A 16017-nucleotide genomic window follows, 5' to 3' on the forward strand; every position below is an offset into this window, starting at 1 on the left:
GAAACTTTTTGCTTAACTATGTTCTGTGATAAATTTATAGGCTTCTTGACCAGCGATAGCCCCATCTCCAACTGCTGTTGTTACTTGGCGAAGATCTTTTTGGCGAACATCTCCAACCGCAAATATACCATCAACGCTAGTTTTCATGTTATTGTCTGTTAGGATCCAGCCTGCCTGGTCTTGAATGTTCAATTCTTTAACAAAATCGCTAACAGGATCCAAACCGACATAGATAAAGACACCTCCGAAGGCTTGCTCTGTTACTTGACCTGTTTTCACATTTTCAAATACGACAGATTCTACTCGATTTTCACCTTTAATTTCCTTAACTACAGAGTCCCAGATAAAGTTGACTTTTTCATTTGCAAAGGCACGGTCTTGCAAAACCTTTTGGGCACGAAGTTCATCGCGACGGTGAACAATAGTGACAGTCTTGGCAAAGCGTGTCAAGAAGAGGGCTTCTTCTACCGCTGAATCTCCACCACCAACTACGAGCAAGTCTTGATCACGGAAGAAAGCTCCATCACAGACCGCACAGTAAGAAACACCTCGACTGTTCAGTTCTTCTTCTCCGGGAACTCCCAAAAGACGGTGTTTAGAACCAGTTGCTACAATGACAGTACGGGTTTCGTAAACTTGATCATCAGTGATTACCTTCTTAAAGTCACCCTGGTCTTCAATATTTTCAACGTAACCATAAAGATGCTCCACTCCAAGGTTTTCAAGTGGTTCAAACATCTTTTCAGCCAATTCAGGTCCACTGATATTAGCATAACCTGGATAGTTTTCAATATCAGATGTGTTATTCATTTGCCCGCCTGGCAGACCACCTTCAATCAAAGCCACTTTCAGATTGCTTCGAGCAGCATATAAGGCAGCGGTCATTCCCGCAGGTCCAGCACCGACAATAATCGTATCGTACATTTCAATTCCTTCTTTCTTGTTGTAACTATCTTTATTCTAACTCATTCTTGCTAGTCACGCAAGGATTATGCCTTGAAAACCAAGAGCAAACTCATGACGGCAAAGGATAACACCGGAACGACCAAAACTCCAATCATAATCATATCATAGAGATGAGCTTGGCGAGCTTTGGCTGTCTTGTCCACACCAGACATGGCTCTCAACCCAATCCAAATCCCCAGAAAAATCACGACAAGGATGGCCGTTAAGATCAAACTCTCGAAATACAAAGAAAATAGATGCAGTAGCATGATCTCTCTCGTTTCTATCTTTTTTAAAGAGTAAACTCAGCTAGTCCAACTAACTGAGTTTTCCTTTTTTCTATTATATCAAATATAAGTCCGTTTGTAACTAGCGAAGAATTCTTTTGTTCGTTCTTCTTTCGGATGATTGATGATTTCATCCGGTGTACCAGACTCGATGATTTTCCCTTTATCTAGGAATAGAACCTTGTCTGCCACTTGGGCTACAAAAGACATATCGTGACTGACCAAAATCATGGTCTGACCTGACTTGGCAGCGTCTGCAATAGACTTTTCTACTTCACCGACCAACTCTGGGTCCAGTGCCGACGTTGGTTCGTCCAAGAGCAAGACATCTGGTTTCATAGCAAGCGCACGCGCGAGGGCAACCCGTTGCTTCTGTCCACCTGATAAGTGGCGAGGATAATGGTTTTCACGGTCAGAAAGACCAACCTTGGCCAACTCTTCCTTAGCGATTTTTGTTGCTTCCTCGTCCGATAATTTTTTAACGACAACCAAACCTTCCTTGACATTGTCAAGAGCAGTTCGGCGTTCAAACAAATTAAACTGTTGGAAAACCATGGACAACTTGCGACGAAGGGTTAGGATTTCTTCTTGGCTAATCTGAGAAAAATCAACTTTAAAATTGTCAATCTGAATCGTTCCACTATCTGGAGTTTCAAGGTAGTTCAAACTACGAAGAAAGGTTGATTTCCCAGCTCCAGATGAACCAATCAAAGCCACTACCTCACCTTTTTGGATTTCCAAGTTCAGATGATCCAAGACTGTCTGTCCTGAAAAGGATTTGCTTAAATTCGAAATCTTAATCATTAACGAAGGTCTCCTTTCACATCTGTAGACACTGTATCCGGCGTTGAGATAGCCATTTTTCTCTCGATGAAACGGCCGAGGCTTTCAATTCCAATATTGACCACCCAATAAACAAGGGCAACAGAGATAAAGCGCTCAAAATAGCGATAATCAGCTCCACCTAAAATCTGAGCTTGGGCAAAGACCTCCACAACACCTGCGCTAAAGGCTAGAGAAGTCCCCTTGGTCAAACCGATGAGGGAATTAATCAAGGTTGGAGTCGCCACAACGGCCGCATTTGGAATAATCACGCGACGATAAACTTGAGCTCGCGTCATACCCAAACTGCGTGCCGCCTCAATTTCACCGGGATTAACAGAAAGGATGGCCGCACGAATCGTTTCACTTGCATAAGCCGCCTCATTAAAAGCAAAGGCCACAATCGCAAAAAGCGCTGCTGGAATCGCATTGATATTGAGACCAGTTCCCCATTGTTGGTTGATAGCTTTCAGTGCCAAAGGAATTCCGTAGTAGGTCAACATAAGTTGAACTAGGATTGGGGTACCTTTTAAGAAGCTGACGAAAAAGGCTTGCAAGGGATATAAAATCCTAACACGATTGATCTTAACAATGGCAAAAATCAAGGCAAGTAGCAAACCAAAGAGTGCACCTCCAAGCGTCAACATCAAGGTTGTAGGCAGTTGTTGGACAATCCTTGGAATTCCATCAAAGACCGAACGCAAACTAAAGAGCTTACCATCCGGAATGAGTTGCATCAAACTTTGGTACCAATCTGATGCTAAAAATGTTGTAACAGTCATAAAAACATCCTCTCCTGATAATGATTCATTCTATCATACTTCTGCTCGCAAGCAAATTATTTGCTACGGGCTGCTCAGACTTTGTCTATCTTCTAGTTTATCACACTTTAAAACAGGGAGGCTATATATTTTACCTATCAAGGAGATAAATAAAAACTATCTCAAACCTAAGTCCTCATAGGTTTTTCTATAGCCAATTTGTTTAACAGCACCATTCTCCACCAAAATTGGACGTTTCAATAACATACCATCACTCGCTAGAAGCTTGGCTGCTTCTTGTTTTGACAAACTTCCCACCTTATCTTTTAGGCCCAGTTCGCGGTATTTAATCCCGCTGGTATTGAAAAATTGTTTCACTTCAAAACCGGAAGTTTCCAACCAGTTCAAAATCACGTCTTCACTTGGTGTTTCTTCTACGATGTGGACATCTTGGTATTCCAGTCCAAGTTTATCCAATTCATTTTTTGCTTTCTTACAAGTTGAACATTTTGGATATTCGATAAATTCTAACATCTTCTTTTCTTTCTATTTTTTATTTTCTTGAAATGCTGCACCTTCATGTTGCAAGAGCCAGGCTTTCTTTTCGACTCCAGATGCATAGCCTGTCAGACGATTGCCTGATCCCAGCACACGATGGCAGGGTACGAGTATGGACCAAGGATTACGCCCCACTGCTCCGCCAATCGCTTGAGCAGAAGCCACTTGCAGGTCTTGCGCTATTTGTCCGTAAGTTACTGTCTGACCATAAGGAATGGCCTGTAAATAAGTCCAGACTCGCTTTTCAAAATCCGTTCCAATAGGAGCCAAAGGTAAGTCTGATAGGTCCTGAACACTGCCTTCGAAATAGGTATCTAAATAGGAAATAACTTGCTCTAATACAGGATGGCTAGCAACTTCTTCTATCGTTTCATCCCCTAATCCCCTCTCAAAATGGGTTTGGTCCTGTACCCAAATTCCATACAGATATTGCTCGTCAGCAACTAAGGATAAGGTTCCAATTGGCGACGGGTAGAGCATTTTTGCGTACTTTTTCTGCTTCATTTTTTTAATTTCTGATAGGCCAAACGTTCCCCATCAACTGGAACCTTACCAACCTTTTGGAAGCCTAGCTTTTCAAAGATATGCTGCATAACCTTGTTTTCTGCATGCGTATCTGAACGAAAATCTAGATAATCAAAACCTTCAATCAAGCCTTCTAGGAAAGTCTGAGCAACACCTTGTCCTTGGACATCTGCTGCCACAGCGATACGGTGAAAGACCAGATATTCTGATTCTCCCCCCTGCCAACTCCCTTCATAAATGGCTTCATAGGCTTCCTCTGGGCTCTTGGTCACAGCAGCATAAGCTAGCAGTTCTCCTTCTTCCAAGGCCACATAAGCTTGACCTGAGATGATATCATCGATAATGATGTCGGCATTTGGATAGCCATTTTGCCACTGGTCACTACCGGACTTGGCTAAGCACTTTTTAGCATCCTCCATCACCTGCATAATCGCATCTACTTCGTTTGGAAAAGCTAAACGAATCTCCATCTTTTCCCCTCATTTCTAATTATTTTCTCTCATCATAGCATAATTTAAAGCTTTCTACAAGCAGTTGAAACTTGACTTTTGTTTTTTATTATTTTATAATCTAGTTATCAAAACTAGATAAAAAGGAGTTGGAAATGAATTCTAACTTTTCCTACCCAAAATGGGAAGACATTCCAAATATTGACCTCTATCTGGATCAGGTTTTGCTTTATGTCAATCAAGTCTGTGCCCCTATCTCTCCAGATAAAGACAAGGGACTAACAGCATCCATGGTCAATAACTATGTCAAACATGGTTACCTGACAAAGCCAGACAAGAAAAAATACCAACGCAGACAGATTGCCCGTTTGATTGCCATCACCACTCTCAAGTCTGTCTTTTCGATCCAAGAAATCGCTCAGACCCTCAATACTCTGCAAACTCAAGCGAGCTCAGACCAGCTCTACGATGCTTTTGTGGACTACATGAACGATGGGATCGATCCAGAAAATCCGATTATCCAAACTAGCTGTCAAACGGTTAAACTCTATCATCAAACTCTAGACTTAATCCTTATCAAAGAAGAGGAGGAAATCCAATGAATACCAGTCTAAAACTCAGTAAAAAGCTCAGTTTTGGAGAGGAAATTGCTAATAGCGTGACCCATGCTGTGGGTGCCGTTATCATGCTCATCCTACTCCCTATTTCATCCACCTATAGTTATGAAGCACATGGATTTTTATCATCTTTTGGGGTTTCTATCTTTGTTATCAGTCTATTTCTCATGTTTCTCTCGTCAACCATTTACCACTCTATGGCCTATGGTTCGACCCACAAATACGTCTTGCGAATCATCGACCATTCTATGATTTATGTGGCTATCGCAGGCTCTTATACGCCGGTCGTATTGACTTTGATGAATAACTGGTTTGGCTATCTGATTATTGCCATTCAGTGGGGAACGACCATCTTTGGCATCCTCTATAAAATCTTTGCTAAAAAGGTCAATGAAAAATTCAGCCTTGCCCTTTACCTGATCATGGGCTGGTTGGTTCTAGCTATCATTCCTGCCATTATCAGTCAAACAACGCCAATTTTCTGGAGTCTTATGGTAACTGGCGGACTCTGCTATACAGTTGGAGCTGGATTTTACGCTAAGAAAAAACCTTATTTCCACATGATTTGGCATCTCTTTATCCTAGCAGCATCTGCACTCCAATATATCGCGATTGTTTATTACATGTAAAAAAGTTGAGAATCTTTTCTCAACTTTTTTCTTTACACATATTAATAAAATACTGGTGCAAGCGAGCATCATCTGTCAATTCTGGATGAAAAGAGGTTACCAGCATATTCTGTTCTTGAGCTGCAACGATTTGTTCGTCTACTGTTGCTAGAATTTCTACACCCTCTCCAACACTACTGATAATCGGTCCACGGATAAAGGTCATGGGAATCTTGCCAACTCCCTTACATTCTGCTTCTGTATAGAAACTTCCTAGTTGACGCCCATAAGCATTGCGCTCAACCACTATATCCATGATTCCAAGATGACTTTCTTCCTGAGAAGCAATTTCCTTAGCCAGCAAAATCAAACCCGCACAAGTCCCAAAAACGGGTAATCCAGATAGAATGGCTTCTCGGATGGGAAGCAGCATGTTCTGGTCGCGCAAGAGCTTGCCCATGGTTGTAGACTCACCGCCAGGTAATATCAAACCCACCAAGTCACTCTGATGTTGTTGATAATCATCTAAATTTCTGATTTGGATACTAGAGACTCCTAGTTTATCTAGCACTTTTGCATGCTCTTCAAAGGCTCCCTGCAAGGCTAATATTCCGATTTTCATCTATTTTCCTCGCTCTGCCATGAGAATTTGAATTTCATTCTCATTGATACCAACCATGGCTTCCCCTAGGTCTTCAGAGATTTGAGCCAAAATTTGAGGATTTTGGTAGTTGGTTACGGCTTTAACAATAGCACTTGCTCGTTTAACAGGATCGCCTGACTTGAAAATACCTGAACCGACAAAGACACCCTCTGCCCCCAATTGCATCATCAGCGCAGCATCTGCTGGTGTTGCAACACCTCCAGCTGCAAAGTTTACAACTGGCAATTTTCCATGTTCATGAACGTATTGGACTAATTCAACAGGGACTTGCAAGTCCTTGGCAGCCACATAGAGTTCATCTTCGCGTAGATTTTGAATACGGCGTATTTCTTGATTCATCATGCGCATATGACGAACGGCTTGAACGATGTCTCCTGTACCGGGTTCTCCTTTTGTCCGAATCATGGAAGCACCCTCAGCGATACGACGCAAGGCTTCACCCAAGTCCTTAGCTCCACAGACAAAAGGAACTTGGAATTCCTTCTTATCCACATGGAAACGGTCGTCAGCTGGAGACAGCACTTCACTCTCATCGATATAGTCAATCTCAATAGCTTCTAAAATCTGGGCTTCAACAAAATGCCCGATTCTGACCTTGGCCATCACTGGAATGCTGACCGCTTCTTGGATTTCCTTAATCATCTTTGGATCGCTCATGCGGGAAACCCCACCGGCTGCACGAATATCAGCTGGAATCCGCTCCAAGGCCATTACAGCTGCCGCACCAGCAGCCTCTGCGATACGAGCCTGTTCAGGGTTCTGAACGTCCATGATAACCCCACCTTTGAGCATCTGCGCCAAGTTTTTATTTAGTTCATAACGATTTTCAGTCATTTCTTAATCCTCATCATTTGTATTGGTAGCTACCATTTCATTTTAAGCCAGATTAGAATGAAGTACAAGATAGAAAAAGGATAATTGTATGGGTACAGATTGATACTTAATGAAAATCAAAGAGCAAACTAGGAAGCTAGCCGCAGGCTGTACTTGAGTACGGTAAGGCGAAGCTGACGTGGTTTGAATTTGATTTTCGAAGAGTATAACTAAAAAACTATCTGACCTTAACCTAAGGCCAGATAGCTCGTCAATTTTTATTTTTCAGCTGTAAGTGCAGCCATTGTAATGTAGTTGTATGGTTTGTTGAAATGTGGCAAGAAGAATAGGTCTGTCAAGGCCAATTTATCGATTGTTACATGCTCTTGGATAGCAAGTGAGAACATGTGGATTCCCATACTGATAGCAGAATCATGTGAAACCATTTGTGCACCAAGGATTTCGCGGCTGTCTTTGTCAAAGACAATCTTGATGGCAACTTCGTGGTTGTCATGTTTGATAAATTCTGGTTTTTGAAGATCGTTAAAGCCAGTTTCAGTTGCATTATAGCCTGCAGCTTTGGCTTTTTCAAGAGTCAAACCAGTCGAAACCATGTGAAGACCGTAGATAGAGATACCGTTTGATCCTTGAACTCCGATTCCTTCCAATTCATGTCCACAAGCGTTATAAGCACCAACGATACCAGTACGTACAGCGTTAGACGCAAGAGCGATGTAGCTTGTATCTTTACGTGCATTGTCATAAACAGTTGCACAGTCACCAACAGCGTATACACCTGGGATAGATGTTTCTTGTTTCTTATCTACAAGGAAAGCACCGTTACGGAAGAGTTCAATCTTACCGTCAGCAAGAGCTGTGTTTGGACGGAAGCCAACAGCAAGAACCACCATATCTACATCAAATGTTTCTTTGTCTGTTACCAAGCGTTCAACTTTACCATCACCTTGGATGGCTTTAACTGTTTGACCAAGAGCCAAGCGGATGCTGTGGTCTTCCAAGTTCTTCGCCATCATTTGTGTGAAATCTTTATCATAGTAGCCGTTCAAGACTGTGTCTACGATATCGACAAGCACCACTTCTTTTCCAAGACGCTCGAAAGCTTCGGCAAGTTCTACACCGATGTAACCACCACCAACAACGGCAATGCGCTCAAGGTGTTTGCTCTTGTCTTCAAGTTTTTCAATAACTTCTTCAGCGTTTTGGTACAATTTAACAAATTGTACATTTTCAAGAGTTGCTTTGAATTCGCGGTTGCCCTTAACGATTTCAACACCTTCGATTGGAGGCAAGATTGGAGTTGAACCAGTTGCAAAGATCAATTTGTCATATGACTCTTTGTGTTCTTTACCTTCAACTTCTGCAGTAACAACTTTGTTATCGTAGTCAATTGAAAGAACTGGTGAGTTCATGTAAACTTTAGCACCTTTTGCTTCCAATTTTTCTTTATCAGAGTAGAAGAGACCTTCTGGGCCATCAATTTGTTCCCCGATCCAAAGCGCCATTCCACAACCAAGGAATGAAATATTTGAGTTTTGGTCAAATACTACGATTTCATTCTCATGACCAAAGTTGTCCAACATCGTATTAATACAAGCTGTACCAGCGTGGTTAGCACCAACTACAACGATTTTACTCATAGAAAAATTCCTACCTTTAATTTTTGATTTACCTTCCTAGTATATCATTTACTGTTAGCGTTTACAAGATATTTGCTCAGAATTCTCTTTTTTTCAGAAAAAAATACACTTAACATTGATGAATCTAATTTTTCTATCGTTTTCATATTAATTTTGAGCATATTTCTTGACTTTTTGTCAAAATTCATTTGTGAAAACGCTGACTTTATGATATGCTAGATACATGGAAAGAAAATGTAAGGGGTTTAATTTTTCTTTAACGACCTTATATTAAATGATTTCCTATAAAGAGAAAGGAGCTGGTAGCTTGCCTCTTCATTCACGTTCGGAACAGCTAATGGGAACAACTATCACGATTTCATTAGTAGATGAACAGGCTGATTGCCTACTTCAAGGAGCCTTTGATTTGCTCAAGGAGCTCGAATACCGCTTCAACGCCAATAGTCAAGAATCCGAACTGATGGAAATCAACTACCAGGCTGGAATCGCACCTGTTAAGGTTCATCCTGACTTATTTGAACTGATTGCTCTTGGGTTAGAGCATAGCCTAGCTCCATCTAGCCATCTCAATATCAGCATTGGCCCCTTGATTCAAACCTGGCGAATCGGATTTGCAGATGCACGGCTTCCAGACTCTAAAGAAATCGAAGCTGTCTTATCTCTAGTTGACCCGCATTTTATCAAGTTGGATCCGACTAGCTCTACTGTCTTTTTAGAGAAGAAAGGAATGAAGCTTGATTTAGGTTGCTTAGCCAAGGGCTATAGTGCAGATAAGGTTGCCCAGTATTTAAAAGCACACGGTGTCACCTCTGCCCTGATCAATCTCGGAGGAAATATCCTCACCATCGGAAACAATCAAGCCAAAGAAGGGAAAGCCTGGCAGATTGGGATTCAAGATCCGAGAAATCCTCGTGGCAATCATCTCCTAACCATTCCTGCTTCTAACAAATCCGTTGTCACTTCAGGTATCTATGAACGCCACCTGACAGTAGATGGAAAAGACTATCATCATATCTTTGATAGTAAGACAGGATTCCCTGTCGAAACTGATCTCGCTAGCCTGACGATTGTCTCTGATAAATCCGTTGATGGTGAGATTTGGACAACGCGCCTTTTCGGAGAACGAAGCGCTTCTATCCTCTGGCAAGTCGAAAGTATAGATGGTATTGAAGCCATCCTCATCGACAAAGAAGGACGCCTTGCATGTTCTTCAGGCCTTCAAAATTGTATTATGTAAAAAGAGAAAGGAAATCTCATGCTAAAACTTATTGCCATTGTTGGAACGAACTCTAAACGTTCTACAAACCGCCAATTGCTCCAATACATGCAAAAACACTTTGCTGATAAAGCTGAAATTGAACTCGTTGAAATCAAGGATATCCCTGTTTTCAACAAACCAGCAGATAAGCAACTTCCAGCTGAAATTCTTGAGATTGCAGCTAAAATTGAAGAAGCTGATGGTGTGATTATCGGTACTCCTGAGTACGACCACTCTATCCCTGCAGTTTTGATGAGTGCTCTTGCTTGGCTATCTTACGGTATCTACCCACTTTTGAACAAACCAATCATGATCACTGGTGCTTCCTATGGTACACTTGGTTCATCTCGTGCCCAATTGCAACTTCGTCAAATCTTGAATGCTCCTGAAATCAAGGCAAATGTTCTACCAGATGAATTCTTGCTTTCACACTCTCTTCAAGCATTTAACCCAAGTGGCGACTTGGTTGACCTTGACGTCATCAAGAAATTGGATGCCATCTTTGATGACTTCCGTATCTTTGTGAAAATTACTGAAAAATTGCGCAATGCACAAGAATTGCTTCGCAAAGATGCTGAAGAATTTGACTGGGAAAATTTGTAAGATAGGAGACCGAAAGAATGAAATTTGTTGGACTTGTTGGATCAAACTACGATCAATCATATAACCGCAAACTCTTGGAATTTATTCGTCGCAATTTCAAATTCAAATTTGAATTAGAAGTTCTTGAAATTGACGAAGTTCCAATGTTTAACCAAGACGAAAAATGGGACGAAAGCTTCCAATTGCGTTTCTTGTATAACAAGATTACACGTGCTGATGGTGTCATTATCGCTACTCCTGAGCACAACCACACTATCTCAGCTTCACTCAAATCTGTACTCGAATGGCTTTCATACGAAGTTCATCCATTTGAAAACAAACCTGTTATGATTGTGGGAGCATCATACTATGACCAAGGAACATCACGTGCCCAAGTTCACCTTCGTAAAATCCTTGATGCTCCAGGTGTTAATGCCTACACGCTTCCAGGTAACGAATTCCTTCTTGGTAAAGCCAAAGAAGCTTTTGATAACAATGGAAACATCACCAACGAAGGAACTGTTAAATTCCTTGAAACTTGCTTAGATAACTTTGTAAAATACGTAGGAGTCGTTTCGAAATTGAAAAAACCAAAACCAATCGAACCAGAAGACTTGGATTGTGGAAAACCAATTGCTACAACCATTACGGAAGTTGATCCTGACGATCCAGAATGGGTAGAAAAAGTTGCAGCAATCACTGGAGCTGTTTCTGGTGATACCTATGTCAAATTGGACCACGGTATCTTGACAGTTAATCAAATTGATATGTTCTTGAAAGCTATGCCATTTGAATTGACATACGCTGACGACAACAACCAATTCCTCTACTACAACAACGCTCACCAAGATCCAGACACCATGTTCGCTAAACGTGTACCACCTCAATCAGGTAGCCGTATGTCGACTGTTCATGGATCCCTCCCACCAGCACGTATGAAGAACGTAGAGTGGGTTATCGGAACACTTCGCAACGGAAACCAAGAATACGTTCGTACGATTGTTCCAGGTTCTCCTGCAGGTGTCATCAACACCCACAACTACCAAGCAATGTACTATCCTGATGGATCATACGCTGGTATCAATGAAATCGTCTTTAACTTCCAACCATGGCTTGACTGGTACCTAAAAGAGACTGGGCAACGTTTGGTAGGTGGTAGCGGACCATTTGCTCCTGCAGCTGGAGGTCATGGAGACGCCGATGCTACTTCTGGCGCTTCTGATTCAGGTGATGCTGGAGGCCACGGTGGTGACGCTGACGCTACATCTGGCGCAAGCAACTAAGAGAACAAAAGGAGCCATTTGGCTCCTTCTTTTTTGTTGTTATCAAAAAAGGGTTTTGTATATCATCTACAAAACCCTTGAATTTTATGAATTTGGATCATCTAAACTACGGCCATGCAAACCTTTTTCACGTTGTACCTGACGTAGTTTTTCTGGTGTGACGTCATTTCCTTCCTCATCCACAATTTTAATTCCTTCAATGTGGTGACGAACAGAACGACGATAGCCTTCGATGTACTCCTCACGAAGTTTAGCTTGTTCCACTTTTTCAGCAGAAGTTAAGCCTTCTGTTTTTTTCTTTTTGGCAAGCTCGTTGATACGAGCGATTTTTTTCGGATCCATTTCTTCTCCTTTGTGATAAGATACAGTCCGTTTGACTGAGTTTATTTAGTATTGATTTGGTTAAAACGTGCGAGCTTAGCTGCTTTCTTGGTTAATTGCGACAAGATAGCCAAGCGATTTTGTCGGACAGCCTGGTCTTCAGCCATTACCATAGTATTTTCAAAGAAAGCATCAATAACTGGGCTAAGCGCAAAGAGTTGCTCTAATTGTTGACTTGCAGTCCCTGACAAAACGAGTGATTCTACTGCTTCCGCCAAGGCTTTCTCTTCTTCATTCTCAAAGAGAGCAGGATCGACCGTGTCAGAACCTTCTGCCTTCTTAGCCAAGTTGAAAGCACGTGATAGGGATTCGACAGACGATTTGAAATCTTCTTTCTTGCTTGCTTCGACAAGAGCACTTGCTGCTTCTAGCATATCTGCCACAATAAAGTTTGAACTTGCAAGGACTGCTTCCTTGATATCTTTTGGAGTAGAACCCATCATCTTATCAACACGAGCCTTGATAAAGTCCATAACCTCGGCTTTATTTTCATAAGTCAAGCTGTCAAATTTCAAACTGTAATGGCTATCAATCAACTCATCCATAGCAATGTGCCAACCAAAAGCATCCAAGATACGAACCACACCTTGCGTCGCACGACGAAGAGCATAAGGGTCATTAGAACCTGAAGGAATCAAGCCTACTGAGAAGAAACTCAAAATTGTATCCAATTTGTCTGCAATGGCTAGAATGGCTCCAACCTTGCTCTCTGGAAGTTCTCCTTCGGCTGATGTCGGCATGTAGTGTTCACGAATAGCAGCTGCCACCGCTGGAGTTTCTCCAGCAAGAAGGGCATATTTTTCACCCATAATACCTTGGAGCTCATCAAACTCACCAACCATACCCGTCAACAAGTCAAACTTGTAAATGGCTGCTGCACGCGCTAGGTCAACCGTTTCATCCACTGACAAACCAGCCTTTTCTGCCAAGAGAATGGCAATCTGCCCTGTACGAATCATGTGTTCACGAAGAGAACCAATCTTTTCGTGGAAGGTCACATGGTTCAATTTTTCGACAAGGTCAGAAATGACCAATTTTTGGTCTTCACGCCAGAAGAATTCACCGTCTTCCAAACGAGCAACTAAGACTTTTTCATTACCCTTGATAACATTTTCCAAATGCTCTGCGTTTCCGTTACGGACTGAAATGAAGTTTGGTAAGAGTTTACCGTCTTGATCACGAACAACAAAGTAACGTTGGTGCTCTTTCATCGAAGTTACCAAGACTTCTTCAGGCACTTCAAGGTATTTGGCATCAAAACTTCCCATAAAGGCAGTTGGGTATTCAACCAAGTTCAAGACTTCATTGAGCAAATCAGCATCAATTTCGATACGTACACCATGTTCAGCCTCGATTGCCTTGATTTGGTCAACAATCATTTGCTCACGTTCACGAGGATCCGCGATTACAAACTGCTTACGAAGATCTTCTTCATAACTCAAAGCTGACTGAATCTTAGTTTCTTGTCCTAAGAAACGATGGCCACGACTTACACGACCTCCCTTAATATCAAGAAAATCCAAGTCAAACTCTTCTTCATCTAAAAGAACAGTTAAAGTGTGTACAGGGCGGATGTATTCAAAAGTGTTGTTAGCCCAGTGCATGCTGACAGGGAAAGTCAGTGACTTCAAGACGTCTACTACACCTGGAACAATGGCTTCAACTGGTTGCCCCACTTCTTCCTTGGTAACATAGACATATTCTTCACCCTTGATTTCACGGAATTCAATATCTTCAACTGTCAAGCCTTTCCCACGGACAAATCCTTGAGCTGCTTTGGTGAAGTTTCCATCACTATCCAAGGCAATTTTCTTTGCTGGACCCTTGAAATCTTCGGTCAAATCAGACTGTTTGTCTGCAAGACCAGTCACACGAACAGCCAAACGGCGTGGTGTTGAGAAGGTTTGAATGGCTTCAAAGGACAGGCGGTTTTCCTTGAGGAAGGCTGCCATTTTTTCACCTAGTTGTTTTTCGCTTGGAGTTACTACGTAGGCTGGTAACTCTTCAAGACCGAGTTCTACTAATAAGTTTTTTGTCATGTTTTTTCTCCGAAAAGTATCTTTTTATTTTCCAGATTGCCTTATGTGATTGGCACGCAAGCAACCAACTTCGTTGTTTCATTGCTAAAATTGGAGTCGAAAGTCTCCAATTTTGCCTAGTATCCTTAGCTTCACTAAGGATGCCTTCATCACTGCGGCAACTGGATCAGGGCTCACTCCGTTCGCCCATTTTCGTAATTTGTCACTCTCTTTATTCTGCGTCTTCTGCTAAGAGTTTAGCTCGTGTTTCTTCATCCAAAAGTGGGTAGCCTAGGCGTTTGCGCTCTGCGACAAAGGTTTTGGCTACGACACGGGCCAAGTTACGGATACGAGCGATATAGCCTGCGCGCTCAGTTACGGATACGGCTCCACGCGCGTCCAGCAGGTTAAAGGTATGTGAACATTTGAGAACATAGTCATAGGCAGGGTGAACCAAGCCCTCTTCCAAGGCACGACCAGCTTCTTTTTCAAACTTATCAAAGTTTTCCAGCAACATTTTTTGATCAGAAATTTCAAATGAATATTTTGAATGCTCATACTCAGGCTGGATGAAGATTTCTCCGTATTTAACACCATCAGCCCACTCGATATCATAGACAGAATCAACTTCTTGAATGTAAGAAGCCAAGCGTTCTAAACCATAGGTAACTTCCGCAGTCACAGGGCCAGTTGCCAATCCACCAACTTGTTGGAAATAAGTGAACTGAGTGATTTCCATCCCATCAAGCCAAACTTCCCAACCAAGACCAGCCGAACCAGTAGATGGGTTTTCCCAGTTGTCCTCAACAAAACGAATATCGTGTTCCAAAGGATTGATACCCAATTTTTCCAAAGACTCAAGGTAAAGTTCCTGGATATTTGATGGAGAAGGCTTCATGACCACTTGGAATTGGTGGTGTTGGTATAGGCGGTTAGGATTTTCCCCGTAACGACCGTCAGCAGGACGACGTGATGGCTCTACATAAGCCGCATTCCATGGCTCAGGTCCGATAGCGCGAAGGAAAGTGTACGGACTCATCGTCCCCGCACCTTTTTCATTATCATAAGCCTGCATGAGCATACAACCTTGGTCATTCCAAAATTGTTGCAAAGTCAAAATAATTTCTTGAAATGTTAATTTCTTAGACATTGAATACTCCTTAATAAAAAATGATTTCTTGCGACACGAGTCTGCCTCGTCGATTATACGAGGCAAGACGAGTTAGTACTGCGTCTAGCTCATCACCCTAGTGCTGAGCGTGGGGCAGTCCGACTGTAAGGAGGTCTCTGCAACTGACGCAGTGGAAAGTCAATTTTTTAGACATTGTTTACTCCTTTAATTTATATTATCTTTTTAGCTTTATTCATCAAGCAACCAAGAAAAAGCTGGGTCCTGAAAAATATGACGTTTGGGAACAGTTTGTAAATTCTGATCGCATTCATCTATTGTACCTAATTTTAAAGCACAGACTTCTGGTATATTTTCTTGAGCAGTGAAAATTTGACTATGACAGTTCTGACAGTAATAGCGTTGTTTCCCTGGAGATGAACTATAAGTAACCAAATTCTCTTCTCCATACAATACCAGATTTTTACTGCTAACTTTGGCATTCACTGTATAGGCAGACGCAGTTGCTTTCCTACAGAATGAGCAGTGGCAAAAAACTAATTCCGACAATTCCTCATCTAAAGTGTAGGTCACTGCTTTGCATAAACAAGATCCTTTAAGCATTATGCTCCTTTCTACTTAGGTATTAGACGAAATCCAAAAAGAACCGCATTTCAACA

The 16017-nt window shown here is 41.9% G+C and carries 19 protein-coding genes; 5 read left to right on the top strand and 14 right to left on the bottom strand.

The window, feature by feature from the left end:
* Window positions 1-12: 12 nt before the first annotated feature.
* From trxB to B7714_RS07395, 7 genes are all read right to left on the bottom strand, one after another.
* Window positions 13-924, bottom strand: a complete 912-nt coding sequence (gene trxB / locus B7714_RS07365) for a thioredoxin-disulfide reductase (protein WP_049479748.1) — start codon at window positions 922-924, stop codon at window positions 13-15.
* Window positions 925-989: 65 nt separating this feature from the next.
* Window positions 990-1214, bottom strand: a complete 225-nt coding sequence (locus B7714_RS07370; RefSeq protein ID WP_042767743.1) for a DUF4059 family protein — start codon at window positions 1212-1214, stop codon at window positions 990-992.
* 78 nt (window positions 1215-1292) lie between these two features.
* On the bottom strand, window positions 1293-2036 hold the full coding sequence (locus tag B7714_RS07375) for an amino acid ABC transporter ATP-binding protein (protein WP_049478336.1): 744 nt from the start codon (window positions 2034-2036) through the stop codon (window positions 1293-1295).
* The gene (locus tag B7714_RS07380; RefSeq protein ID WP_070568980.1) at window positions 2036-2836 is read right to left on the bottom strand and encodes an amino acid ABC transporter permease; all 801 of its coding nucleotides are present in this window, start codon (window positions 2834-2836) and stop codon (window positions 2036-2038) included. The genes B7714_RS07375 and B7714_RS07380 overlap by 1 nt, the downstream gene beginning before the upstream one ends.
* Before the next feature lie 156 nt (window positions 2837-2992).
* Window positions 2993-3349: an arsenate reductase family protein gene (locus tag B7714_RS07385; RefSeq protein ID WP_049520741.1), complete on the bottom strand. Its 357-nt coding sequence runs from the start codon at window positions 3347-3349 to the stop codon at window positions 2993-2995.
* A 12-nt stretch (window positions 3350-3361) separates the two neighbouring features.
* Window positions 3362-3877: a methylated-DNA--[protein]-cysteine S-methyltransferase gene (locus B7714_RS07390; protein WP_049520740.1), complete on the bottom strand. Its 516-nt coding sequence runs from the start codon at window positions 3875-3877 to the stop codon at window positions 3362-3364.
* Window positions 3874-4368: a GNAT family N-acetyltransferase gene (locus tag B7714_RS07395; RefSeq protein WP_049550341.1), complete on the bottom strand. Its 495-nt coding sequence runs from the start codon at window positions 4366-4368 to the stop codon at window positions 3874-3876. Before B7714_RS07395 ends, B7714_RS07390 begins: the two co-directional genes overlap by 4 nt.
* 134 nt (window positions 4369-4502) lie before the next feature.
* Here B7714_RS07395 and B7714_RS07400 point away from each other — a divergent pair, with 134 nt between their 5' ends.
* Together B7714_RS07400 and trhA are read left to right on the top strand one after the other, a co-directional pair.
* Window positions 4503-4949 carry a DUF1836 domain-containing protein gene (locus tag B7714_RS07400; protein WP_084860119.1) on the top strand — a complete coding sequence of 149 codons (447 nt, stop codon included), beginning with the start codon at window positions 4503-4505 and terminating at the stop codon, window positions 4947-4949.
* Window positions 4946-5593 carry a PAQR family membrane homeostasis protein TrhA gene (gene trhA, locus B7714_RS07405; RefSeq protein WP_001097972.1) on the top strand — a complete coding sequence of 216 codons (648 nt, stop codon included), beginning with the start codon at window positions 4946-4948 and terminating at the stop codon, window positions 5591-5593. Before B7714_RS07400 ends, trhA begins: the two co-directional genes overlap by 4 nt.
* 19 nt (window positions 5594-5612) lie before the next feature.
* On the opposite strand, the gene pdxT is transcribed toward trhA, so the two are convergent.
* From pdxT to nox, 3 genes are all read right to left on the bottom strand, one after another.
* Window positions 5613-6194, bottom strand: a complete 582-nt coding sequence (gene pdxT, locus B7714_RS07410; RefSeq protein WP_084860120.1) for a pyridoxal 5'-phosphate synthase glutaminase subunit PdxT — start codon at window positions 6192-6194, stop codon at window positions 5613-5615.
* The gene (gene pdxS / locus B7714_RS07415; protein ID WP_000138520.1) at window positions 6195-7070 is read right to left on the bottom strand and encodes a pyridoxal 5'-phosphate synthase lyase subunit PdxS; all 876 of its coding nucleotides are present in this window, start codon (window positions 7068-7070) and stop codon (window positions 6195-6197) included.
* A gap of 257 nt (window positions 7071-7327) precedes the next feature.
* Window positions 7328-8707, bottom strand: a complete 1380-nt coding sequence (gene nox, locus B7714_RS07420) for a H2O-forming NADH oxidase (protein WP_084860121.1) — start codon at window positions 8705-8707, stop codon at window positions 7328-7330.
* A gap of 307 nt (window positions 8708-9014) precedes the next feature.
* Here nox and B7714_RS07425 point away from each other — a divergent pair, with 307 nt between their 5' ends.
* Genes B7714_RS07425 through B7714_RS07435 form a run of 3 tightly spaced genes read left to right on the top strand, consistent with a single transcriptional unit; the run spans window position 9015 to window position 11830 of the window.
* Window positions 9015-9944, top strand: coding sequence for an FAD:protein FMN transferase (locus B7714_RS07425; RefSeq protein WP_084860386.1), 930 nt, complete (start codon window positions 9015-9017; stop codon window positions 9942-9944).
* Window positions 9945-9962: 18 nt separating this feature from the next.
* A complete protein-coding gene (locus tag B7714_RS07430; RefSeq protein WP_000915935.1) occupies window positions 9963-10568 on the top strand; it encodes an NADPH-dependent FMN reductase in 606 nt (201 codons plus the stop codon).
* Window positions 10569-10585: 17 nt separating this feature from the next.
* Window positions 10586-11830 (top strand): NAD(P)H-dependent oxidoreductase, encoded by a 1245-nt coding sequence (locus B7714_RS07435; protein WP_000673672.1) that lies wholly within the window; start codon window positions 10586-10588, stop codon window positions 11828-11830.
* 84 nt (window positions 11831-11914) lie between these two features.
* Here the strand turns inward: B7714_RS07435 and B7714_RS07440 are convergent, their stop codons facing one another.
* From B7714_RS07440 to B7714_RS07455, 4 genes are all read right to left on the bottom strand, one after another.
* Complete coding sequence (locus tag B7714_RS07440) at window positions 11915-12172, bottom strand: DUF896 family protein (protein ID WP_000371291.1); 258 nt, start codon at window positions 12170-12172, stop codon at window positions 11915-11917.
* 41 nt (window positions 12173-12213) lie between these two features.
* Window positions 12214-14250 (bottom strand): glycine--tRNA ligase subunit beta, encoded by a 2037-nt coding sequence (gene glyS, locus B7714_RS07445; RefSeq protein WP_084860122.1) that lies wholly within the window; start codon window positions 14248-14250, stop codon window positions 12214-12216.
* 211 nt (window positions 14251-14461) lie between these two features.
* A complete protein-coding gene (gene glyQ, locus B7714_RS07450; RefSeq protein WP_084860123.1) occupies window positions 14462-15379 on the bottom strand; it encodes a glycine--tRNA ligase subunit alpha in 918 nt (305 codons plus the stop codon).
* Window positions 15380-15589: 210 nt separating this feature from the next.
* Window positions 15590-15961 carry a GFA family protein gene (locus tag B7714_RS07455; RefSeq protein WP_084860124.1) on the bottom strand — a complete coding sequence of 124 codons (372 nt, stop codon included), beginning with the start codon at window positions 15959-15961 and terminating at the stop codon, window positions 15590-15592.
* Between the last annotated feature and the right edge of the window lie 56 nt (window positions 15962-16017).

It is taken from the genome of Streptococcus oralis subsp. oralis (genome assembly GCF_002096595.1).
Lineage (GTDB): Bacteria > Bacillota > Bacilli > Lactobacillales > Streptococcaceae > Streptococcus > Streptococcus oralis_D.